This is a genomic window from Streptomyces yamdrokensis, from assembly GCF_053890455.1.
In genome coordinates, this window is record NZ_CM132679.1 from 128681 (window position 1) to 149304 (window position 20624).

General features: G+C 70.0%; 20 protein-coding genes and 6 pseudogenes. 13 read left to right on the top strand and 13 right to left on the bottom strand.

The window, feature by feature from the left end; all coding sequences use genetic code 11:
- Positions 1 to 19 precede the first annotated feature (19 nt).
- Together ACWZEH_RS00575 and ACWZEH_RS00580 are read left to right on the top strand one after the other, a co-directional pair.
- Positions 20 to 1369, top strand: a complete 1350-nt coding sequence (locus tag ACWZEH_RS00575; RefSeq protein ID WP_456194981.1) for a phthiocerol/phthiodiolone dimycocerosyl transferase family protein — start codon at positions 20 to 22, stop codon at positions 1367 to 1369.
- Positions 1370 to 1431: 62 nt separating this feature from the next.
- Positions 1432 to 1950, top strand: coding sequence for an RNA polymerase sigma factor (locus ACWZEH_RS00580; protein ID WP_456194982.1), 519 nt, complete (start codon positions 1432 to 1434; stop codon positions 1948 to 1950).
- Between the two features lie 59 nt (positions 1951 to 2009).
- On the opposite strand, the gene ACWZEH_RS00585 is transcribed toward ACWZEH_RS00580, so the two are convergent.
- Both ACWZEH_RS00585 and ACWZEH_RS00590 read right to left on the bottom strand, forming a co-directional pair.
- Positions 2010 to 2555: a helix-turn-helix transcriptional regulator gene (locus tag ACWZEH_RS00585; protein WP_456194983.1), complete on the bottom strand. Its 546-nt coding sequence runs from the start codon at positions 2553 to 2555 to the stop codon at positions 2010 to 2012.
- Positions 2556 to 3277: 722 nt separating this feature from the next.
- Positions 3278 to 3601, bottom strand: coding sequence for a hypothetical protein (locus tag ACWZEH_RS00590; protein WP_456194984.1), 324 nt, complete (start codon positions 3599 to 3601; stop codon positions 3278 to 3280).
- Positions 3602 to 4034: 433 nt separating this feature from the next.
- Here ACWZEH_RS00590 and ACWZEH_RS00595 point away from each other — a divergent pair, with 433 nt between their 5' ends.
- A complete protein-coding gene (locus ACWZEH_RS00595; protein ID WP_456194985.1) occupies positions 4035 to 5420 on the top strand; it encodes a DEAD/DEAH box helicase in 1386 nt (461 codons plus the stop codon).
- A gap of 48 nt (positions 5421 to 5468) precedes the next feature.
- Here ACWZEH_RS00595 and ACWZEH_RS00600 read toward each other — a convergent pair.
- Positions 5469 to 6001 (bottom strand): annotated as a pseudogene (locus ACWZEH_RS00600) (transposase); the annotation flags it as partial.
- 13 nt (positions 6002 to 6014) lie between these two features.
- Here ACWZEH_RS00600 and ACWZEH_RS00605 point away from each other — a divergent pair.
- Positions 6015 to 6155, top strand: a pseudogene (locus tag ACWZEH_RS00605) (HalD/BesD family halogenase); the annotation flags it as partial.
- Positions 6156 to 6388: 233 nt separating this feature from the next.
- Here ACWZEH_RS00605 and ACWZEH_RS00610 read toward each other — a convergent pair.
- From ACWZEH_RS00610 to ACWZEH_RS00625, 4 genes and pseudogenes are all read right to left on the bottom strand, one after another.
- The gene (locus tag ACWZEH_RS00610) at positions 6389 to 6982 is read right to left on the bottom strand and encodes an isochorismatase family protein (protein WP_456194986.1); all 594 of its coding nucleotides are present in this window, start codon (positions 6980 to 6982) and stop codon (positions 6389 to 6391) included.
- Positions 6983 to 7089: 107 nt separating this feature from the next.
- A pseudogene (locus tag ACWZEH_RS00615) lies at positions 7090 to 7775 on the bottom strand (HNH endonuclease).
- Positions 7776 to 8221: 446 nt separating this feature from the next.
- Positions 8222 to 8446 carry a helix-turn-helix domain-containing protein gene (locus ACWZEH_RS00620; protein WP_456194987.1) on the bottom strand — a complete coding sequence of 75 codons (225 nt, stop codon included), beginning with the start codon at positions 8444 to 8446 and terminating at the stop codon, positions 8222 to 8224.
- The gene (locus tag ACWZEH_RS00625) at positions 8446 to 8943 is read right to left on the bottom strand and encodes a DUF2975 domain-containing protein (RefSeq protein ID WP_384021834.1); all 498 of its coding nucleotides are present in this window, start codon (positions 8941 to 8943) and stop codon (positions 8446 to 8448) included. Before ACWZEH_RS00625 ends, ACWZEH_RS00620 begins: the two co-directional genes overlap by 1 nt.
- Before the next feature lie 1190 nt (positions 8944 to 10133).
- On the opposite strand from ACWZEH_RS00625, the gene ACWZEH_RS00630 reads away from it, so the two are divergent.
- From ACWZEH_RS00630 to ACWZEH_RS00640, 3 genes are all read left to right on the top strand, one after another.
- On the top strand, positions 10134 to 10484 hold the full coding sequence (locus ACWZEH_RS00630) for a YciI family protein (RefSeq protein WP_456194988.1): 351 nt from the start codon (positions 10134 to 10136) through the stop codon (positions 10482 to 10484).
- 5 nt (positions 10485 to 10489) lie between these two features.
- On the top strand, positions 10490 to 11755 hold the full coding sequence (locus ACWZEH_RS00635) for an RNA polymerase sigma factor (RefSeq protein WP_456194989.1): 1266 nt from the start codon (positions 10490 to 10492) through the stop codon (positions 11753 to 11755).
- A gap of 78 nt (positions 11756 to 11833) precedes the next feature.
- Entirely contained in the window at positions 11834 to 12127 is a 294-nt protein-coding gene (locus tag ACWZEH_RS00640) for a CbrC family protein (protein ID WP_456194990.1), read from the top strand.
- A 9-nt stretch (positions 12128 to 12136) separates the two neighbouring features.
- Here the strand turns inward: ACWZEH_RS00640 and ACWZEH_RS00645 are convergent, their stop codons facing one another.
- Positions 12137 to 12835, bottom strand: coding sequence for a CatB-related O-acetyltransferase (locus ACWZEH_RS00645; RefSeq protein ID WP_456194991.1), 699 nt, complete (start codon positions 12833 to 12835; stop codon positions 12137 to 12139).
- A gap of 200 nt (positions 12836 to 13035) precedes the next feature.
- Here ACWZEH_RS00645 and ACWZEH_RS00650 point away from each other — a divergent pair.
- Positions 13036 to 13419: pseudogene (locus ACWZEH_RS00650) on the top strand (alpha/beta hydrolase); the annotation flags it as partial.
- Between the two features lie 634 nt (positions 13420 to 14053).
- A pseudogene (locus tag ACWZEH_RS00655) lies at positions 14054 to 14773 on the top strand (tectonin domain-containing protein); the annotation flags it as partial.
- Between the two features lie 102 nt (positions 14774 to 14875).
- Here ACWZEH_RS00655 and ACWZEH_RS00660 read toward each other — a convergent pair.
- Positions 14876 to 15130 carry a hypothetical protein gene (locus tag ACWZEH_RS00660; protein WP_456194992.1) on the bottom strand — a complete coding sequence of 85 codons (255 nt, stop codon included), beginning with the start codon at positions 15128 to 15130 and terminating at the stop codon, positions 14876 to 14878.
- A 39-nt stretch (positions 15131 to 15169) separates the two neighbouring features.
- Between ACWZEH_RS00660 and ACWZEH_RS00665 the strand changes: the two genes are divergently transcribed.
- Entirely contained in the window at positions 15170 to 15487 is a 318-nt protein-coding gene (locus ACWZEH_RS00665; protein WP_456194993.1) for a hypothetical protein, read from the top strand.
- A gap of 311 nt (positions 15488 to 15798) precedes the next feature.
- Here the strand turns inward: ACWZEH_RS00665 and ACWZEH_RS00670 are convergent, their stop codons facing one another.
- A complete protein-coding gene (locus ACWZEH_RS00670; protein ID WP_456194994.1) occupies positions 15799 to 15996 on the bottom strand; it encodes a hypothetical protein in 198 nt (65 codons plus the stop codon).
- 64 nt (positions 15997 to 16060) lie between these two features.
- The gene (locus tag ACWZEH_RS00675) at positions 16061 to 17329 is read right to left on the bottom strand and encodes a PP2C family protein-serine/threonine phosphatase (protein WP_456194995.1); all 1269 of its coding nucleotides are present in this window, start codon (positions 17327 to 17329) and stop codon (positions 16061 to 16063) included.
- 603 nt (positions 17330 to 17932) lie between these two features.
- On the opposite strand from ACWZEH_RS00675, the gene ACWZEH_RS00680 reads away from it, so the two are divergent.
- Both ACWZEH_RS00680 and ppk2 read left to right on the top strand, forming a co-directional pair.
- Complete coding sequence (locus ACWZEH_RS00680; protein ID WP_456194996.1) at positions 17933 to 18166, top strand: DUF6411 family protein; 234 nt, start codon at positions 17933 to 17935, stop codon at positions 18164 to 18166.
- Positions 18167 to 18198: 32 nt separating this feature from the next.
- Positions 18199 to 19155 carry a polyphosphate kinase 2 gene (gene ppk2 / locus ACWZEH_RS00685; RefSeq protein WP_456194997.1) on the top strand — a complete coding sequence of 319 codons (957 nt, stop codon included), beginning with the start codon at positions 18199 to 18201 and terminating at the stop codon, positions 19153 to 19155.
- Positions 19156 to 19193: 38 nt separating this feature from the next.
- Here the strand turns inward: ppk2 and ACWZEH_RS00690 are convergent, their stop codons facing one another.
- A complete protein-coding gene (locus ACWZEH_RS00690; protein ID WP_456194998.1) occupies positions 19194 to 19343 on the bottom strand; it encodes a hypothetical protein in 150 nt (49 codons plus the stop codon).
- Between ACWZEH_RS00690 and ACWZEH_RS00695 the strand changes: the two genes are divergently transcribed.
- Positions 19342 to 20283 carry an MFS transporter gene (locus ACWZEH_RS00695; RefSeq protein WP_456194999.1) on the top strand — a complete coding sequence of 314 codons (942 nt, stop codon included), beginning with the start codon at positions 19342 to 19344 and terminating at the stop codon, positions 20281 to 20283. The two genes, ACWZEH_RS00690 and ACWZEH_RS00695, sit on opposite strands and share 2 nt — an antisense overlap.
- On the opposite strand, the pseudogene ACWZEH_RS00700 reads toward ACWZEH_RS00695, so the two are convergent.
- Positions 20244 to 20502 (bottom strand): annotated as a pseudogene (locus tag ACWZEH_RS00700) (IS256 family transposase); the annotation flags it as partial. The gene ACWZEH_RS00695 and the pseudogene ACWZEH_RS00700 sit on opposite strands and share 40 nt — an antisense overlap.
- Positions 20503 to 20624: the final 122 nt, after the last annotated feature.

Here is a 20624-nt window from a genome sequence, read left to right on the forward strand (position 1 = left end):
ACGGAAAGAGGCGGGCGGCATGCATCGTGTGTTGTGTCCGGTCGAGACGCTGTACGTCGGGCAGCGAAGCAGAGCAGTGCTCTCCTGCACCCTGCGCGGACGGGTGGACGTCGGTGCGCTGTCGGCGGCGTTCGACGCCGTCACGCAGGCCCACCCGACTCTGCGCACGCGCATCATGCCGGATGGTCAAGGCTTCGTCCTGCAACTCCTCACCGAGGACGAGCGGCCCCGGCTGGTCACTCGCACCGGCGGCGAGGAGGCCTACGCGGCGGAGCTCAACACCCCCCTACCGGTCGGGGGTCCGCTCAGCCGCGCGGTCCTGGTCAGCACACCGGAGAGCGACCGCCACCTGTTCGTCCTCGTCGTGGACCACACCATCACGGACGGGCACAGCAGCATCACCCTGCACAACGCCGTCTGGGACCACTACCGCGCCTTGGTCGAGGGCCACGAGGGCGAGAAGGCGGTGGTCACGGCCGGCGCCGCCCCAAGTGATTCCGGCGACGGCCCTCAATGGCCGCAGCCGGTCAGCCGGTTGCTGCCCGACGCCGACCTGACGGCCACCGCCGCCTACCTGGAGCGGCGCGTCGAGGAGACACGGCGGCACCCCGTCGAGCTCGTGCCCTACGACGTGCCGGGCCCGGCCGCCCCCAGCGCCGGGCAGAACACGGCAGCGGCCGGTGACATCGACGTACAGCGGCTGGCCCTCGACGAGGAGCGCACCACCCGGCTGCGTCGGACCGCGCGTCAGGCCGGCGTGTCCGTGCACTCCCTCGTCGCCGCCGCGCTTCTCACGACGGCACGGCATCGTCTGGGGGGAGACGGCCCCCGCACCCTCGGCTGCCTGTCCCCCGTGGACCTGCGGTCCCGGCTGTCCCCGCCGCTGCCCGCCTCGGTCATGGTGTCGGCCGTCACCACCCACCTGCAGGCCCTGGACGTCGCCACGGACACCGACCCCATGGCACTGGCCCGTACCGTTCACACCCGGCTGGGCGACTTCATCGCCCGCGCCGACCACTACCACGAGATGCGGATCACGCCAGAGATCCCCCGCAATCCGGCGTTGCAGCTCGCCACCGTGATCGCCACGAACATGGGAGTGGTGCCCGGCCCCCGGCTGCCGGCCGGGCTGCACGTCACGGACATCCGGCTGGTGCCCGCGCGCGAGCACTACTTCCCGCAGGCGGGCCGCAGCCCCGTCATGGCGTGCGTCGTCTCCTTCGAGAGGCGGCTCGCCATCGAGTTCCCCCACTCCACCGCCTGCTTCAGCCCTGCCTTCATGCGGGCGTTCCGCGACGACGTCCGCACCGGGCTCCTCGCCTTCACGGACGCCGCCGAGTCCCTGCCCGCGCTCGCGCCCGCACGGTGAGGACGGCCACCCCGGCCCACCGCGCACGACCGCACCGGCTGCCACAAGGAGCACTCCACCACATGAGCACCCTCGGCCAGACACCCGCGCCCCTCGCACTGCTGCCCCGAGCCCAGGCCGGCGACGAGCAGGCGATGAACCACCTGCTGACCGGAATCACGCCGTACGTGGCCCGCTTGTGCCGGTCCGTCACGCACGACGACGGCGCCGACGCCACCCAGGAGGCGCTCCTGGCCATCTACCGCGGGCTGCGTACCCTGCGCGAGCCGGACGCCTTCTACGGCTGGGTGCGGGCGGTGACGCTTCGCGAGGCCATCCGCACCGTGAAACGGACGGGTTCGGAGGGCACCTGCATGCGGGTCGACTCGGGTCAGGAGGTGAACCCGCTGGACGCCGTGCACATCAGCGACGTCCTGGAGCGGCTCTCCCTCTCCCACCGGCAGGTGCTCACCCTGCGCGCCTACGGACTCACCGAGGAGGAGATGGCGCAGACCCTCTCCTTGCCGGTGGGGACGGTCCGCTCCCGTCTGCACCGGGCCCGCCGCCGGTTCCGGGAGGCGTGGCTGCCTTCGGCGGCGTAGGCGGCCGACTCCGCCCGCCCCGGGGCGGCCGCCTCGGCGAGAGCGGAACCGCAGGGCGGTTACTCCACGAACTCAGGGAGGACGCGGGGGGGCCACTGCCCCCCGGCGAACATGCCCAGCCCGTGGGCGCGCGCCACGAGCGCGGGACGGTTGGAAGCGTCGAACCTGCGCAGCAGGCGTCCCACGCGGTACTCGACTCCCTGACGGCTCATGTAGAGAGTGCTGGCCAGCTGCGTCGTCGAGGCGCCGCCCGCGACCCCCTCGAGAACGCGTGCGTCGAGCGCGCTGAGTGTCTGCTCGCCCTGCGGCTCCGAGGGGTCCGGCTCTTCACCGTGGCCGAGGAGGACGACGAGTCCGGCGGGACCGTCCGGGCCTGCGACCGCTATGGCGGTCAGGGTGGCGCGGAAGGTCCGGCCGGTACCGTCCCGTCCGGTCACCCGTTCCGTGAACCAGCCGAACCGACCCTCGCAAAGACCGATGAACCGGTGCCGCAGGCATGCGGGGGACCGCGCGAGCAGGAGGTCGCAGAGGTTATGGCCACATATCTCGCCCGGGCTCAGCCCGAACCGGTCGGCGAACTCCGCCTCCGCGGCGGTGATGGTCATGTCCCGGGGCGACAGATGGGCCGTGTGCAAGCGGCGTCGACGACTACCGGCGGTGTCCTGCGGTAAAGCCGGCGAAGCGGCCCTGGCAGCGGCCTTTCTGTCGCCCGGGGAGGAGCCGCGGGAAGCGGCGATGCTCGTGGTGACCACGGACGTACCGTCTTTCTGTGCACATGAGGGGGTGCGATGTCCCGCGACCGATGGATAGCGTTGTCAGGCCCGGTTTCCCCCTGGAGATGTCCGACCGAGGCACTCAGGGGCTACCAGCTGCGTACCCGCCAGGGCCGCTGGATCGGCCGCCACAGCCTCGGAGGCGGATGCCGTGACCATCGCTGCGGTCGATCTCCGTACTGAGCCCGACCGGGCGCGAGGAAGCACAGGAACCTCCAGAGGCGAGAGGCGATCACATCGGGACGGCACCTTGGAGGCTAAAGCCGGGGAAGGTCGTTGACAAGGGTTTGCCTGACTGCGCCTTCGATTTACCAACGATTCATCAGGGTGTATTTTCAGCCGACTACGGACCGACGCCCAGATCGCGAGGAGGGCGGCATCCGGCGAAACACAACGATTGAGCCGGAGTGCCGCGCCCTGCGAATGTTCTGATCACGTTGTTGACGATCCGTAAAATACGGGTGACTTCCGCATGTTGCCCGCGAACCGTGCGGAGGGGAGCGGATCGGGCAGCGGTGGACAACCCGCATCCGCTCCCCAGCAGCACGACGGCCTCAGTTCTGCGCATCCGCATCGAGGTGCGCGAGCCCCTGTTCCCAACGCCGGCGGCGTTCGCCCTCGGGCTGGTCCCACCACGGGGTGCCGCGTTCTCCCAACGCGACCTTTGCCCGGTTCACGCGTGCGCGCGCCGCCCGTTCGGCCTCCGGGTCGCCCGCGGTCGTCGCGGAGCGCACCGCGCGACGGGCCGACATGAGGTGACGCCGGAGACGGGCGGCGATCTCCTCGGGAATGGACGGATCGGTCGCCCGCCACTTCCGCCCCGTGACCACGACGAAGTGACCGTCAGGGGTCTTCTCCGGTGGCCGGTGCGCTTCCACACGGACAATTCTGCCCGCTCGGGCTCGCCCCCCGCAGCCGGCGCGCGGAACCTCATCGGCCGGTCACAGCGTCGCCGGCCGCGCCCCGGCCGGCCGGCGGGGCCCCACCAACGGGCGCGCACCCGAGGACAGGCTGGTCGTTCTCCGCCGGGTGGGCAGCTCAGAGTGAATATGGAAAGAGCTCATTGTGCGGGTGAAGGCGGAACTCGGACTGGTGTCGAGCCAGGCCCGGTCATGCTTCTCCGGCACACCCCGCAAAGCGAGGAGGGGACGACAAAACGAAGGGTGTGGGCGCCGGCGAAGGTGGAGAAAACAGTGCCGCAGGTGCGTTCCGGGCCGCTGATAAACTGTGCCCGCGCTTCATTGCACCGGGGTCCGTACCGTTCGGTACGGACCCCGGTGCGTTTCGGGCGCCAGATCAGGAAGGTGCCTCATGAACACGAAGCCGTCGGCCTCCGGACCCTCCAGGGGTGGCACGCCCCCGCGAGTGACAGCGTCGCCGGGGGTGACCCCGGCCGCGTCCTTCGACGCGTTCGGGCTGCCGCCGGAGCTGGTGGAGACAATGGGAGGGCTCGGGGTGACGAAACCGTTCCCCGTCCAGGCGGCGACGCTGCCCGACGCGTTGGCAGGCCGGGACGTCCTCGCCCGGGCGCGGACGGGGTCCGGCAAGACTCTGGCCTTCGGGCTCGCTCTCCTCGTCCGGACGGCGGGCCGGCGGGCGGAGGCGAAGCGGCCGCTCGCTCTGGTCCTGGTGCCGACCCGGGAACTCGCCCAGCAGGTGAGCGACGCCCTGGTGCCGTACGCGCGGACGCTGAACGTACGGCTGGCGACGGTGGTCGGCGGGCTGTCGATCAACCGGCAGGTGGCAAAGCTGCGGAGCGGCGCCGATGTGGTCGTCGCGACGCCGGGGCGGCTGGCCGACCTCGTGTCGCGCCGGGACTGCCATCTGAACCACGTGCGGATCACGGTGCTGGACGAGGCGGACCAGATGTGCGATCTCGGATTTCTGCCGCAGGTCTCGGACATTCTGGAACAGGTCCCCTCGGACGGGCAGCGGCTTCTGTTCTCGGCCACGCTCGACCGTCACGTCGAGCAGTTGGTGCGGAGTCATCTGAACGACCCGGTCCACGCGTCGGTCGACCCCGGGGCGGGCTCGGTGGGGACCATGGACCATCACGTCCTGACCGTCCATCCCGCCGACAAGTACGCCACGGCGACCGAGATCGCCGCTCGGGACGGCCGGGTGCTGATGTTCCTGGACACCAAGGCGGGCGTCGACCAGTTCACACGTCATCTGCGGGCCGGTGGCGTGCGGGCCGGCGCCCTGCACAGCGGCAAGTCGCAGCCGCAGCGCACGCACACGCTCGCCCGGTTCACGGATGGTGACATCACCGTGCTGGTGGCTACCAACGTCGCGGCGCGGGGCATTCACATCGACTCGCTCGACCTCGTCGTCAACGTCGATCCGCCGGCCGACCCCAAGGACTACCTGCACCGCGGCGGGCGCACAGCGCGGGCCGGACAGTCCGGGACCGTGGTCACCCTGGTCACTCCAGCCCAGCGGCGCGAGGTGAACCGGATGATGTCCGATGCCGGTATCCGGCCGACCGTCACCCCGGTGCGCTCCGGCGAGGCGACGCTGACCGCCATCACAGGTGCGAAGCGACCGCCGGCTGGGACGAAGGCCAACAGCGGCAACGTGCCCTTCCGTGGTCTCGGCAGCCGTCCGGGCCGTCCCGTCAAGGAGTCCCGCAAGGCCGCCGAGGCCCGCAAGGCGGCGGAGGCCCGGGCGGCGGCCCGGGTGCGCAGGGGCCGCTGACCCCGGACGGACCCTGGTCCACATTCTCCAGAGGAACTGGTCCCGGGACTACGAGCTCCAGCCTTCCGGGTCGGGAATTCTGTTCAGACAGCCGGCGGGGCGTTCGAGGATCTCGTCCGCGGTTTTCGTCCAGACGTAGGGTTTGGGGTCGGTGTTCCATGCGGCGATCCGGGTGCGGATGTCCTTCTCCGGGGTCTGGACGGATTCGTGGACGTCTCGCCGTATCTGCTTGTTCGTCAGCTCGGCGAACCACCGCTCGACCAGGTTGAGCCAGGACGGGCCGGTGGGCGTGAAGTGCAGGCGGAAGGGAGCCGGTCACCTTGCCCGTGGCCACCTCCAGTGCGGCGAACGGCGTCGTGGTGCCGGCCCGCACGTAGTCGTGGGTCATGCGCTGCGGGACGCCGGGCATCCATCGGCAGCACCGGCTGGGAGCGGTCCAGGGCCTGGATCTGCGACTTCTCGTCCGCACAGAACACCGGCGCCCGCTCGGGCGGACCCAGGCAGAGGCCGGCGACGTCGTGCGCCTCGTCCACGAAGCACGGGTCGGTGGACAGCTCGAACGTCTCGGTGCGGTGCGGTTGAGGGGACGCCTACCCGCTACGCAGCGACCTCACCGCCCACCGCGTCACACCCCTGGCCCGCCCCGTCACCCGGCGGACCGTCCTGAATTTCGCCTACACCACCGAAGACCACCAGGCACCGGGCACCGACTCCGCACACCGTCTGCACACCTGACAGACAACGGACGACGCGGGCCGGCAGCGCGCTGCCCCTGTGCGACAACCCTGTCGGCCGCGGTCGACAGGTCTCGGGCAAGCCGGGCCGGCAAGGGCCTGATGATGGCGCACGAGAAACACCCGGCGCCAGGTCGCCAGGTCGCCAGGTCGCCAGGTCGCCAGGTCGCCAGGAAGACACTGGCCCCCCTCCCAGGCTGGGCCGGCCAGACCCGGGACCGGTGCTACTGGGAGTTACTGCGGCACCGGTGTCTCCCCGGATACAGCGATACCTGCCTGGCGGAAGTCGTCCACAGCCGCGGCCGTCGTGTCCGGCGCGACCCCGACCGAGTAGTCCAGCCGTACCCGCGCGCGGAAGCCGGCCTTCACGGCGTCCAGCGCCGTGGCGCGCACGCAGTGGTCCGTGGCGATGCCCACCACGTCGACGTCGTCCACGCCGCGGGCGCGCAGCCAGTCCGCGAGGGAGGTTCCTTCTTCGTCGGCGCCTTCGAAGCCGCTCTTGGAGGCGCTGTGGGCGCCTTTGAGGAAGACGGCGTCGACCTTGCCGCCGGTGAGGGCCGGGGCGAAGTGGGGGTGGAGCTCACTGCCCTCGGTGTCGGCCACGCAGTGGACGGGAAAGCTGTCCTTGAAGTCGGGGTTCTCGGAGAAGTGGCTTCCCGGGTCGATGTGGTGGTCGCGGGTGGCGACGACGTACTGGTAGTCCCGGCCTGCGCTCCGTTCCACCAGGTCGGCGATCTTCGTCGCGATCCGCGCGCCGCCCGAGACGGGAATGCTGCCTCCTTCGCAGAAGTCGTTCTGCACATCCACAACGATCAGGCCTCGGCTCATCACGAACACCCTTCAGTACGGTGGAACAACGAAAAGAATCACTGAGGACCTCAGGGCCCGGTGTGGAACGCGGTGTCACAGCACTGCCTCCCATCGACCGGGCGCCGCTACGCGGCCGGGGTGTACTGGACGACGGTGTCCTCGCAGGGCCCTTCGGCGAACACCTTCAGCGCGTCCGGTTCCGTGGTGTCGGCGCCGAACTGCCGCCGGAGCTTGGTCGCCACCCACTCCCCCACGTACCGGCAGTGCGCGTCCGGGGCCGGCTGCGGCCACCGGGCCGGATCTTGATCCGCTTTCCGCCGGTTCGTACGGGCGGTCACCGCGACCAGCGAGGTAGCCGCGCCCTGGCCGTTCACGTACGCCTCGCGGCGCGTGGCCGTCCGGGCCGAGGCGCCGGAGCCCCAGGCTTCGGCCAGGGGGACCATGTGGTCGATGTCCAGGGCGCCGGGGCCGGTGACCTCATGGTTGTCGTAGTAGGACAACCACGTGCCGCCGGTCAGCTTGCGGCCTGCTCCCACGGTCGGGCGGTGGTCGCTTCGGCGAGCAGGACCTCGTTTGGGGGGTTGCGGACGTCGGCAAGGTCGCCGGAGTTCCAGCGCCGGAAGGACGAGCGGGTGTAGCCGGTGCGGTCCTCGTCGTCGGCCCGGACCAGGCCGACGGCATCGGCGAGCGTGGTCACCTCAGCGGCCCGCAGCCCCTGAGGAACCGGAGCGGCCCGGGCGGGTGCGGACGCCAGGAACGGAACGAGGGTGAGGGAGGGCGCGCCGAAACCGTGCAGCAGGTTCTTGGTCACTCCCGCGTTCTACCAGCCATCTCGTCTCCTCGGGTGCCCAACAGTCGTCGCTCACCCGCATGGACGCGAACATTCACCACAGGAACGATTCGCGAGGCGAGGCATCGAACTACCAAAGGGCCATTGGTAAGCCAACGCCTGGAGGTCACCCGCGCCTACCGCTGAGGAGCACGCCCTCGGACCGCGCCGATCAGAGCGGTGATGTGCACCAGCCCGGGCCGTCGCACCGGCGCGCGGTACCGGGCCGATCGTGAACCTGCCGGGCGCGGCAGAGTGACGGGGCCTCGGCAGCATTGTTGACGCCGAGGCCCCGCCGCCGTGTGGAGGAGGCCGGGTCAGCCGGGCTGGTCTCCGGTGCAGCGGTAGATTCCGCCGTCGGAGTTGACGCCCCACATCGATCACGGCGGCCAGCGGGACGAAGGCAAGGGGAGTTGCGCCGGCCCGTGTCATCCGCCCTCGTCCGCGCCCCCGGCTTCCCAACGCAGCAGGTCACCCGGCTGGCATTCCAGTACGTCGCAGAGCGCGGCAAGCGTCGTGAAGCGCACCGCCTTGGCGCGGCCGTTCTTGAGCACCGCCAGGTTGGCCGGGGTGATCCCGACGCGCTCCGCCAGTTCACCCACGGACAGCTTGCGCTTCGCCAGCATCACGTCGATGTCGACGACGATCGGCATCAGATCACCTCAGCCAGCTCGGCCCGCATCCGCGCCGCCTCGATGTCGCGCGCGACGGCCTGGGCGAGCAGCATCCGCAGTACGAGCACGACCAGCGCGACCCCCAGGATTGCCACGACGACCCCGCACAGCAGCAGGACGATGCCCGGCGCGACGGCCTCGCCCGGTGCCAGGACGACCGCGAGCGCGAACACGAGGAACGCGGCCGCGACGAACGCGCCGATCACGACATGTACGTACCGGAAGGCGCCGAAAGAGAACACGGTTCCCCGTCGCACCATCGTCACCAGACGCCACACGCAGACGAGCACAACCTGGGCCGCCACGACACCGAGCACGACGATGACGATCACCGGTGTGCGCACGGACGCGAGGGCCGCGTCGGCGTCGTCGAAGTCCATGGCCAGCAGCGGCACCATGACCGCCTGAACGAACGCAGAGCCGGCGAGCAGCATCACCAGTACGGCACGCAGGGCTAGCACGGTCAGCTTTCCCATAACCCCTCCTCCACTCGATTTACGATGGAAATCTATCGAGAAACGATAGATCTGGCAAAGACGGGATGAGGCCGGACCGTTTCGTCCGCTCCGTTGGCGTTGTCCTGATGTCCCAGGACAGGGGGACGTGAGGGCGGCCGCGGCAGGCGCGGGACCGCGTGACGCGCCGTACGGGGCCCGCGCCCGCGGTACGCACCGGGGGCCCGGCTGGGCGGCGCGCCCGCACGCTCGTCGTTCCGCACGGGGCAGCAGCCGCCGGATGACGGATGGCGGGGCCTGCGGCGGACCGCGCCGTGTGCCGATCGGCGGCCATCGAGCCCACTCGCAGAGGGCCCTACATCCGTCCGGGCGGTTCAGTGTCTGTCAGGGCGCTGCCGGCCCGGTCCGCGCCGCCACCGCTCCCCTACTTGCACTCCCGCCAAAACGCACGCCGACGTAAACGCCAGGCTCGCAGCCTCATCCCGTGAGTCGTGGAACAGTCACCGCGCGAGGAGTGTCATCACCCTCCACCAGGCCAACGCAAACCCGCTCAGTTTCGCTGCCCACCGCGTCCTCCCCATCAGGCCCGCATACCCGGGCGAGGGGCGCGCACTCGACAACGGCGACCCGGCGCCGTTCTTCAGTCCGCCATCTGGCCGGCGCCCCATGAACAGCACCGGCCCCCAGAGCGGATCGAACAGTTCTCCACCATCGGCATGCGCTGGATGCAGCAGGGCGGGTCAGTGGCGCCGATGCGCCCACAACCACACACCGACCACTACCGCCAGCCCTACGAAAAATCTCCAGAGCGTCACCATCCGGTGAGGGCCGGCCGTCAAAGCCAGTGAGGTCATGAAAACCCCCTGCCCCGACGCACCCCTGCCATTCGGTGACGACGAGGACCGGGAACGGCAGGTGAGGTCGGTCCGGCTCGGCCGGGACAGGCTCACCGGCGTGCGGCAGTGGATGTGCGAGCGGTCCAACGCCGCGTCGACAGAGGAAGCAGGGCACTGCGCCCGGCGCCATGGCCGGGTGTGGCCACGGCCGACGTGGCCGGCTCCGGTACCCGGTTTACTGTCCGGACGCGGCCGTGAAGTCACCCGGAGAAAAAAATTTGGGGGCGGTGTCGATACGGCGGTGTCACGTTCGTCGTCATGGTGTGCGGCCACTCGCCGCGCGAGGACGACGACAGGACCCGAGGGAGTCGGACCATGAAGTACATGATGCTGATCAACAGCGGCTCGATCGACGAGAACGGCGGCGCCGCCGAGTGCACCGTGGAGGACTGGATGGCCTACGACAAGGCTGTCCAGGACGCGGGCATCCTCGTCTCCGGCGAGTCACTGGCGGACCTGGTCACCGCCACGAAAGTGCGCGTCGGTCCGGACGGCGAGCGGACCGTCACCGACGGGCCGTTCGCGGAGACCCGCGAGGTCCTCGGCGGCTTCTACGTCATCGACGTGCCGAACCTGGACGTCGCCCTGGACTGGGCCGCCCGCTGCCCGGGCGCGCGGGGCAGCGGCTCGGTCGTCGTGCGGCCGGTCGCCGACTTCGGGGCCTGAGACCGATGGTGGAGCGCGCTGCCGGTGCGGACCGGGCCGTGGAGTCGGTGTTCCGTGAGGAACACGGCCGGCTGCTCGCCTCCCTCGTGCGCCGCTTCGGGGATCTGGACCTGGCGGAGGAGGCCGCCTCGGAGTCGATCGAGGCGGCGCTGGTGCACTGGCCGGTACAGGGCGTGCCGGCCAGGCCCGGCGCGTGGCTGCTGACGACGGCCCGCCGCAAGGCCGTCGACCGGCTGCGCCGCGACCAGGTGTACGCCGCCCGGCTCGCCGTCCTCCAGGTGGAGGCGGACCGGGCCGACCTCGCACTGCCCTCGGACACCGGCCCCGACGGCGACCTGCCCGACGAGCGGCTGCAACTGTTCTTCACCTGCGCCCACCCGGCCCTGCTGCCCGAGGCGCGCGGGGCACTCACTCTGCGCTGCCTGGCCGGCCTGACGACGCCCGAGGTCGCCCGCGCCTATCTCGTGCCGCCCGCGACGGTGGCCCAGCGGATCGTGCGGGCGAAGAAGAAGATCCGTGAGGCCCGGATCCCGTTCCGCGTCCCGGACGCCGACGAGTTGCCGGGCCGTCTGCCGGGCGTCCTCCAGGTCCTCTACTCGATCTTCACCGAAGGGTACGCGGCCAGCTCCGGCCCGCAGCTGCAGCGGCTCGGCCTGGCGGAGGAGGCCATTCGCCTGACGCGGGTCCTGCGCAGGCTGCTGCCCGCCGAGCGGGAGGTCACCGGGCTGCTCGCCCTGATGCTGCTGGTCCACGCCCGCCGCGCCGCCCGGACCGGCCCCGGCGGCGAGCTCATGCTCCTGAAGGAGCAGGACCGCGGACGCTGGGACCGGCCGATGATCGAAGAGGGACTGAGCCTGGTCCCCCCGGCACTGACCGACGGCCCGCCGGGCCCGTACGGCGTGCAGGCCGCGATCGCCGCCCTGCACGACGAGGCGACCGACTTCGCGTCCACCGACTGGCCGCAAATCGTCGCGCTCTACGGCGTCCTGCTCACGCTCACCCCGTCCCCGGTCGTCGCGCTGAACCGGTCGGCGGCCGTGGCGATGCGGGACGGTCCGGAAGCGGGGCTGGCACTGCTCGACGCCTTGGCGGACGAGGAACGGCTGCGCGGCCACCATCCCTATCAGGCCGCACGCGGGGATCTGCTCCAGCGCCTCGGACGCCTCCCGGAGGCGTCCGAGGCCTATCGGCAGGCGCTCGCCCTGGCCGGCACGGAGCCCGAGCGGGAGCATCTGCGACGCAGACTGAACGCAGTCGAACGAGCCCGGTGACGGTTCCGGCGCGCCGCCACCGTCGGTTCCCGTTCGGCCACTACCGCGCCCGGCACGGCGAAACCGACGGCCCGTCCCATGACATGGGCGAGGACTTCGACTTCGACGACGCCCAGGAAATGCACCGGTGCCTGCCCCGCCCGGCCGCCCTCCACCTCGAGGAGATGCAGCAGGAGCAGCCCACTGCCCTTCTTCCGTTACCACCCCGACCCCGTCACGACCGGCGCAGTCACCGCGAATGGCGGGGTGTGCGTCTGCTGCGGCCGGACCCGCGGATGGATCTGCACTGCGAGCTTCTACACCGAACAGGACGTGGCTGACGGTGGGGATGCCGGCCAGCGCGATGTGGGCGCGGCGACGGGACGTGGGTGATCACCCGTTTCAGGGGCGGGTGGTCATGGGCGGGCCCGGGGTGCGTCCACCGGGTGTCACGGATGCCGCGCGCGGGGCGGCTGCCTCCAGTCCGGCGACCGAGCCCGACATGATCGTCCGTACGTGTTCAGTGACGTGTCCAGCGGGCCAGTTCCACCGGGCGACAGCGAGGAACCGGGCGACGTGCTCCGCGTCGTAGCGGGTACGGAGGAGCCGGGCCGGGTTGCCACCGACGATGCCGTAGTCGGGTACGTCACCTGTGACCACGGCGCAGGAGGCGGTGATCGCGCCGTGGCCGATTCGAACGCCGGGCATGACCGTCGTGCCGTGGCCGAACCAGACGTCGTTGCCCACGACGGTGTCGCCCCGGCCGGGCAGGTCGGTGATCAGATCGAAGTGCTCGGCCCAGGAGCCGCCCATGGTGGGGAAGGGGAAGGTCGAGGGGCCGTCCATCCGGTGGTTGGCGCCGTTCATGATGAACCGTTTTCCGGTGCCCAGTGCGCAGAACTTGCCGATGACGAGCCGCTCGGGGCCGTAGTGGTAGAGGGCGTTGCGCGTCTCGAACGCGGTGGGGTCGTCCGGGTCGTCGTAGTAGGAGTACTCACCGACGTCGATCGGAGGGGACTTCACCAGTGGCTTGAGCAGCACCACCCGCCGGTGTTCGGGCATCGGGTGCAGGACGGTGGGGCCGGCGGGAACGGCCGGCATGGTGGGTCGGTTCCTCTCTGGAACGGGGGTGGGGGCGGACGGGAACGCTCAGCCGTTGTTCGCGGGCGCTCGGGCGGCGTGCAGAGTCAGGTGGGTCCCTCTCCAGCGCCGCCGGAGCAACCGGCCGTGCTGACGAGGACGACGGCGCCGGGGAAACCGGCCAGGGCGGTCTCCAGTGCCTCGGCGAGGGTGGAGACAGGTGGTGGCAGGGAGCGGATCAGCCCCTGCTCACCGCGGACTGGCTGACGGAGCCCCCGGCCTGGCTGCGCTGCCTGGCCGCCTCCTATCCGATCCTGGCGCCGCTGCCCAACTGGGGGCAGACCGGCAGCCGGTTCCACCCGGCCCGGGCGGTCGCCCACGCGGGGGCACTGCCCGTCGTCCTCCTCCGTGCGGGGCGAGAGACACCCGAGATCGCCGCCACCGTGCAGGCGTTCGTGACCGCGGCCAAGGACTGCGGAGCGCACCTGGAACTGGTCGACGTCCCGAACGGCCACCACGGCTTCGAGACCCTCGATGCGCCCGAGGAGATCCGCCCGGCCCTGCACCACGCGATGCGCTCGGTGGTGGCCCACCTGACCGGTTGACGCCCGGGCTGCGCGCCGTACCGGCCCCACCGGCGGAAGCCCCGAGGGTGCCGGACACCGCAGTGACGGGCCTACGGATCCGGCCCGTTCATCGACGTCATCCGATCAGCTTGCCCCACGGCAACAACAGATCACTCGATATGGGACAACGGCCTTCCCCGAGATTCGGGCAGCTGCCCTCGCCTCGCGCAGCTGCCCGATGCCACGGGCCTGGACGGAGTTGTGCGACCTGCCGGGTGTCTCACCCCGCTGATGTCTCATGTGCTGGATATGCGGCCACCGTCGTCAATGGAGGAGCCGCCGTAGCGGCGTCCCGGGCGACGGTCGGTCTGCTCGTGTGCACGGGCGCGCACGCACACCCGTGTTCCGGGGGGATACGCTCACCACTGGACAGCGGACCTGCGGGCCTCGCCTAGGCCTGCCGCCGGGTGCTGAACGTCAACTGGGCTCCGTAAAGGAGCTTCTTGTGGGCTACGGCGTTTTCGGACTTCCCCGACCGGTACGAATCGTCGGTTGCCGCGCACCCTCTGGAGAGGGGAAATTGAAACGTCGTTTTCTGACCATTTCAGCGGTCAATCGGTCTGTGCCGCTGCCTTTGTCTCCCTGACGCTCGGCTTGTACGAGAGCATCACAGCCGAACGACAAGGGGCCTGGCATGGCTGACTGGAAGAACATCTCAGGCGGTCTCACAACGATCTCGGTGGGATCGCGGACCCATGTGTGGGGCGTGAACTCGTCGGGCCAGATCTACCGGTACACCGGCCACGACGCCAACCCCTGGATCGGCATTCCGGGCAGCGCGGCCGACATCGGCGTCGGCGCCGACGGCACCGTGTGGCACGTCAACTCCGCCGGCGGCATCTACCGCTACACCGGAGACCAGAGCTCGACCAGCTGGGTCAATGTATCCGGTGGCCTGACCCGGATCTCGGTGGGGTCCCGGACCCATGTGTGGGGCGTGAACTCGTCGGGCCAGATCTACCGGTACACCGGCCACGACGCCAACCCGTGGGTCGGCATCCCCGGCAAGGCGGTCGACATCGGCGTGGCCGCGGACGGCACCGTATGGTGCGTCAACTCCTCGGGCGGGATCTTCCGCTACACCGGTGATCAGGGCTCGACGGCCTGGGTGAGCGTCTCCGGGGGCCTGACGCGGATCACCGCCGGGTCCCGGACCGCGGTCTGGGGGGTCAACTCCTCCGACCAGATCTACCGGTACACCAACCATGACGCGAACCCCTGGGTCGGCATCCCGGGTGCCGCCGTCGACATCGGCGCCGCCGCCGACGGCACCGTATGGTGCGTCAATTCCGCCGGCGGCATCTACCGCTACACCGGAGACCAGCCCAGCTGACCCGGCCTCCCGATGACAGCCCCGGCCCTGTTGGGCCGGGGCTGTCCGCCTCGGGCGGGACAAGGACAGTGAAGTTCCCCCGTGATGCTGGACACTCGATGCTTACGCCGCGAGGGCGTGTTCTTGCTCGTGTCGCTGCCGGATCTCCAGCGGGGCGAGGTAGCCCCAGACTGGATGCCTCCGCAGCCGCTTGCGGTTGTAGAAGGTCTCGATGAAGGTGAAGATCTCAGCGCGGGCCGTGGTCCGGTCGGGCCAGCGGCGGCAGCAGCAGCCCTGCTTGCCACCGCGCTGCCGGGCGCCGTACATGCCGAGCGGGCGGGTGCCGTGCTCCAGGGCTCGGGGCCGGTTGGCTCTCACGACTACAACGAGGTGAGTCATCTGCTGGACGATCATCCGGTGTCCTGCAACGTCCCGGGGTCTGCCATGGATCTCTCACGGATCACGGCCGTCGAAGGATTGACGGCACAGGACTGCGGGACGGTCCTGAAGGTGACCAGCACCTCTGACCCTTCGAAGTTCGAATACGTCATGGCTGTCGACAGCAGGAGCAGGAACTTGGATCTGAACAGCGACACGTTCCACAAGCTGTTCGGCGAACGGCAGAGCGTAGGGCAGGCGCGCTGGGAGGTCGTCAACTCCCGCTACGGGGATGGCATCGTCACCGGCGAGTACGACCTCCCGGGGTATGAGAAGAACCTGAACCTGCCGCTCTGACAGCGCAGTCCTTGAAGCGCTCGGCCCTGCGCGGTGCGTCGTCGTGAGTCGGATCCCCCTTCTCGGCGAACCGTGAGAGCCGGCGGCGCAAAGTGCCCGTGGTGCCGAGGACATACTGCCGGGCGAGGCGGAACGTGCCGCGTTGCAGCGTGGCGGGAAGCGGCGCGCCGGCGCTGATCAGCGGCTCCGGGTAGGCGTGCAGGGCCGCCTCACCGGCGGGTGAGGCCGTGTTCGTGCGGGCCCGTCCTGGAGTCTGCCGCTCTCCGTCCCTACCGCCGGGACATCGTCGGCGAAGTCGCCGACCAGCCGCATCACCCATACCAGCAGAGACCCATCGTCTGCTCGGCCAACGGCTCGGTGGCGCTCTCCCCGCCCGTGGACGTTGCGGCCGGAAGGTGGCCGTGGATGCCTGAACCGGGTTTGGCGTAGGCCCAGCCGGTCTCGTCCTCCCAGGTGAGCCGGACGCCGCCCGGCACGCCGGCGCGGCTGACGTCCCGAACAAGGATCACGTACATCGTCCGATGCGAGGTTGGTGTCCGGTGCGGCATGTGTGAGCCGGTTCGTGAGCGTGGCTCATTCCAGGACAGCCAGGTGGTCGGCCGCGCGACCGCGCCACTCGATGAGGAAGAGGGTCGCGTCATCGCTGGTTGCCCCGCGTTCCTGTTTGAGGGTGTGGGAGAGCCGGAGCGCTGTTGTCCGTAGTCCTTCCTCGGCGTGCTCGACGCGGTTGACGCAGGCGATGAGTCGTTGCTCTCCGAACAGTTGTCCGTCCTCGCCGCGCTCCTCGATCAGGCCGTCGGTGTAGCACAGCACTCGGTCGCCCCGCTGGAGTGTGTACTCGCTGATCTGGGGCGGTGGACCGCCGAAGCCGACGGGCAGGGTGGTGGGGCCTTCCAGCCGGCGGGCGACCTCGTGGGTGCGGATCAGCAGGGGCGCGGGATGGCCCGCGTTGACCCATTGCAGGCGGCCGGTCACGATGTCCAAGTCCATCATCTGTGCGGTGACGAAGTGGTCGGGCCCGAACTGTTCGGCGATGGCCTGGTCCATGAACGCGTACTTCTCGGCGAGGCTGATGCCGGCGCGTCTGGCGTGCCGGTAGGCGCCGACCGTGACGGTCGCCATCGTGGCCGCGTCCAGACCATGGCCCATCGCGTCAATCACGGCCGCATGCAGGACGTCGTCGTTGAGCGCGTAGTCGAAACTGTCGCCGGCGATGCTGTAGGCGGGCTCCAGGATGCCGGCCACCTCGACCTGCGGCACGGACATCGACAGCGGCGGCAGCAAAGTCCACTGCATCTCCGCGGCCACGCTCATCGGCTCGCGGCGCCGGGCCTGGAAGAACCGGTCCGTGTAGGCGTGCTTGGTGACCAGCATGTCGGCGACCAGGCCGGCGAGCCTGCGCAGCAGGCGCCGGTCGTCGTCGTCGACGGTCTCCAGGGTGACAGCCATCACCCCCACCTCGTCGCTGCCGTCCAGCAACGGCAAGTACATCCGAACGCCGTCGGTCTGCGGGACCTCGACCGGGGTCATCCGCAGGAAAGCCGAGCCCGCCGCGGAGTCACCGATCACTTCGATCCCACCGACCAGCAGTCCCCTCCCCGGCAGCGGCACCAGGAACTCCTGCGCATAGTCCTGCAGGAGGATCGAGACCTCGCGTCCACCGAGCCGGGCCACTTCTTCCGCGATCAGCGGAGCGATCAACTGCGGCGGCATCTCGTGCGACCGGTCCAGCAGCACCCCCAGCAACCGCTCTCCGAACCCCTCCGACCGGTCCACCCTGGCCTTGTCAGGCACCGGCTCACGCTCGGCCACAACTGTCCCCCACCGGCCTGACTGGCCCATTACCGATCACCTTCGTGAGCCGGCCACGGCTTTCTCGTCCCACAAGCATGCGCATCGCTCGATCATCACGCGGCGACCCAGGGCTCACCGCTCGCAACGGCACCCGCTCCCGGCGAATCGCTCGAACGGAGCAGGCTGCGGGCTCCAAACCGTTCGGGAGTCGCCTGAGGAGTGATTTCCGGGATGATCAGGCCTGCCCGGGGCCGCCCAACAGCGCAGATCGGCCGCGGCCGAGGTGTCGATGATCCCGTGGGTGCGGGCCGCGCTCAGGTCGTGTGCCGGTATACGCGTGAACGCGGCTCTGGCGAGATTCTCGTAGTCCGAGATCATCTCGGGGGTGCCAGGGTCGAGTCGCCGGGACGCCCCTCGATCAACCGGCGTGCGGAGAAGCAGCGGTTCTGGCCGTCGACCGCCCTGCTGAGACCTGCCCGGGGAAAGTTGCGGAGCATCCTGACGACGCCGCGCCGGATGCATACGCGTGCCGCGGCAGGTGAGGGCGAGGGCCGCTGACCGGACCAGTCCCGGGTCGAGCCTTCACTGCTCACATGGGTGAGGCGGGACGGGGCACCTGTATGTCCGTCCGCCAGCAAAGGGAGTCCGATCATGGTAGTCGCCGCCGTCATCGCCGGGTGTGTGGTCCTGGCCCTCCTCGTCCCCCGTCTCTCCCATCATCCCGAACGCGGCACGCACCGTACGCCCGGGGCCGGGGCGCGGGCCGGTGGCAAAGCGCCCGGCGTCCTGGGCCGGCTCTTCAGCAAGCCCTCCCACACCAGTTCGCGTGCGATGAGCCGCAGCGGTTCGGCAGGTCGCCGCTCCCGCGGCCGTATGCCCTTCTGACCGACTGTACGAACCGAGCGGGGAGCCTGGTGATGAACGCCGAGGATGCGGACAAGCTGCTGGACGGGCTGACTGTGGATGCCAGTCGGCGAGAGCAACCGATCGTGCTGGACGCAGACGGGCGTCCCATCCGGACATGGCGGGAGAACCATCCGTACGACCGCAAGGTGGGCCGCAAGGAGTACGAGCGGACCAAGCGCATCCTGCAGATCGAGCTGCTCAAGCTCCAGCGGTGGGTCAAGGACACCGGCGCACGCCTGGTCGTCGTGTGCGAGGGGCGTGACGCGGCAGGCAAGGGCGGCACGATCCAGCGGCTCACCGAGCGGCTCAACCCGCGTGGCGCACGCGTGGTCGCCCTGGACAAGCCCACCGAACGCGAGGCGGGCCAGTGGTACTTCCAGCGGCACATCGCGCATCTGCCGACGGCCGGTGAGATCGTCTTCTTCGACCGCTCCTGGTACAACCGGGCCGGGGTGGAGCGCGTGATGGGATATTGCTCCAAGGACGAGTACAAGCTGTTCCTCGACCAGTGCCCGGCCTTCGAGCGGATGCTGGTCGACGACGGCGTCCTGCTGGTGAAGTTCTGGTTCTCCGTGTCCCGCTCCGAGCAGCGCACGCGCTTCGCGATCCGGCAGGTCGACCCGGTACGCCAGTGGAAGCTCTCGCCCACCGACCTGGCGTCACTGGACCTCTGGGACGACTACACCGAGGCGAAGGTCGACATGTTCCGCGCCACGGACACCGCCCACGCCCCCTGGACCGTCGTCAAGAGCAACGACAAGCGGCGTGCCCGGCTGGAGACCATGCGCAGTCTGCTGTCGCGCATCGAATACGCCAGCAAGGACGGCGAGGCGGTCGGCACACCCGACCCCCTCGTCGTCGGCGCCGCCGACACCCTTTTGGAGCCCGGCGAGGAGGACACCACCCTGTCACCCACCCCGTTGTCCCCCGGCGCCGACGGGCCCGGCAAGCACCCCGGGTCCGGCTGACGCCCCCGGGCCCACTCATGAGTGGGCCCGGGCCCGCGTCATCGCTGCGCGGAGGCGCGCCTTTCCACGCGATGGCCGTAGTACGCCCACACGGTCACCACCACGGCAGCCCGTCCGACCATCAGGACCCGCACGCCGCCACTGGTCAGGAAGGCGACCAGGCCGGTGGGCCCAGCTCCGCACAGCATGATCACGCGGCTGGTGAAACGGAAGTGCCGGGACCTGACAGGGCACTTCGGACGAGGACGTGGCCCGCCTCATCCTGTTCTCGGCGGCATCCTCACCGATCTGCTCAGCTGGCACTGGATCTTCTTCATCAACGCACCGACCGGTGCCGCCCTCGTTCTGGTCGGCGCGCGAGCTCTCCCCGGGGACCGCGGCGAGGGGATGGGCAAGGGCGCCGACTTCCTGGGAGCCTTGCTGGTCACGACCGGCATGATGCTTTTCGTGTACACGGTCGTGGACGCTGAGCGGGTCGGCTGGGGAGCGATCCAGAGCCTGCTGCTCGGTTCTCTGTCTCTCTTGCTGCTGGCCGGGTTCGTCGTCCGCCAGGCCACGGCCGCCAAGCCGCTGCTGCCGCTGAGGTTCTTCCGCTCGCGGAGCCTGACCGCGGCCGACATCGTCCGGTTCCTGCTGATCGCTGGCACGTTCGGCCTGTTGTTCTTCGGCACGCTCTACCTACAGCGGGTGCTGAGGTACGGCTCGCTGCAGGCAGGTATCGGGTTCGTGCCCATTGTCGCGGTGATCGCGGTGGTGTCCCTCGGTCTTTCGACCCGGCTCATCACCAGGTTCGGCCAGCGCGCGATGCTCCTCCTGGGGCTCACCCTCATCGTTGGGGCGTTCGTCATGCTGTCGTTCGCCCGCGTCAATGGCGTCTACCTGGTGGACTTCCTCCCAGCCGGTCTTGTCATGGGGCTGGGCTTCGGCCTCGCCGCGCCAGCCGTCATGGGACTCGGCATGTCTGCCGTTACGCCGGCCGAGTCCGGCATCGCCTCAGGACTGTTCAACACCACTCGGCAGATCGGGGGCGCCATCGGCCCGACCGTGCTGAGCGCCTTCGTCAGCACGCGTACGGACAGCCTCACCGCCGCAGGGAAGAGCGAGCCGGAGGACAGGCCGTGGAGGTAGAGCAGCGGCGGCACCTCACTGATCTTCGGGGACTTGCGGCACCACGGCGGCAGAATTGCCGAGGCGAACCGCTCGCGCTCTCCGGTGGTCTCGTCGACGCGCTTGTCGTTCACACACGTGCACACACGTGGCTTTGACCTCGATCGTCCCGGCGGCGGTGGTGACCTTCTGCGGCTGGTGGTATCCGTTGCGCACGATCAGGCGTCGGCCCGTCTCCTCGCACGGGCGACACCGTGCTCGACCCGATGCGTCGCGGGGAGTGCAGGGTGCGCTGTCGTTCGCACCTCTCCTCGTACCGGTCCGGGCGTTCTTCCCGAACCTGCGGTGCGGTGGTGTGATGA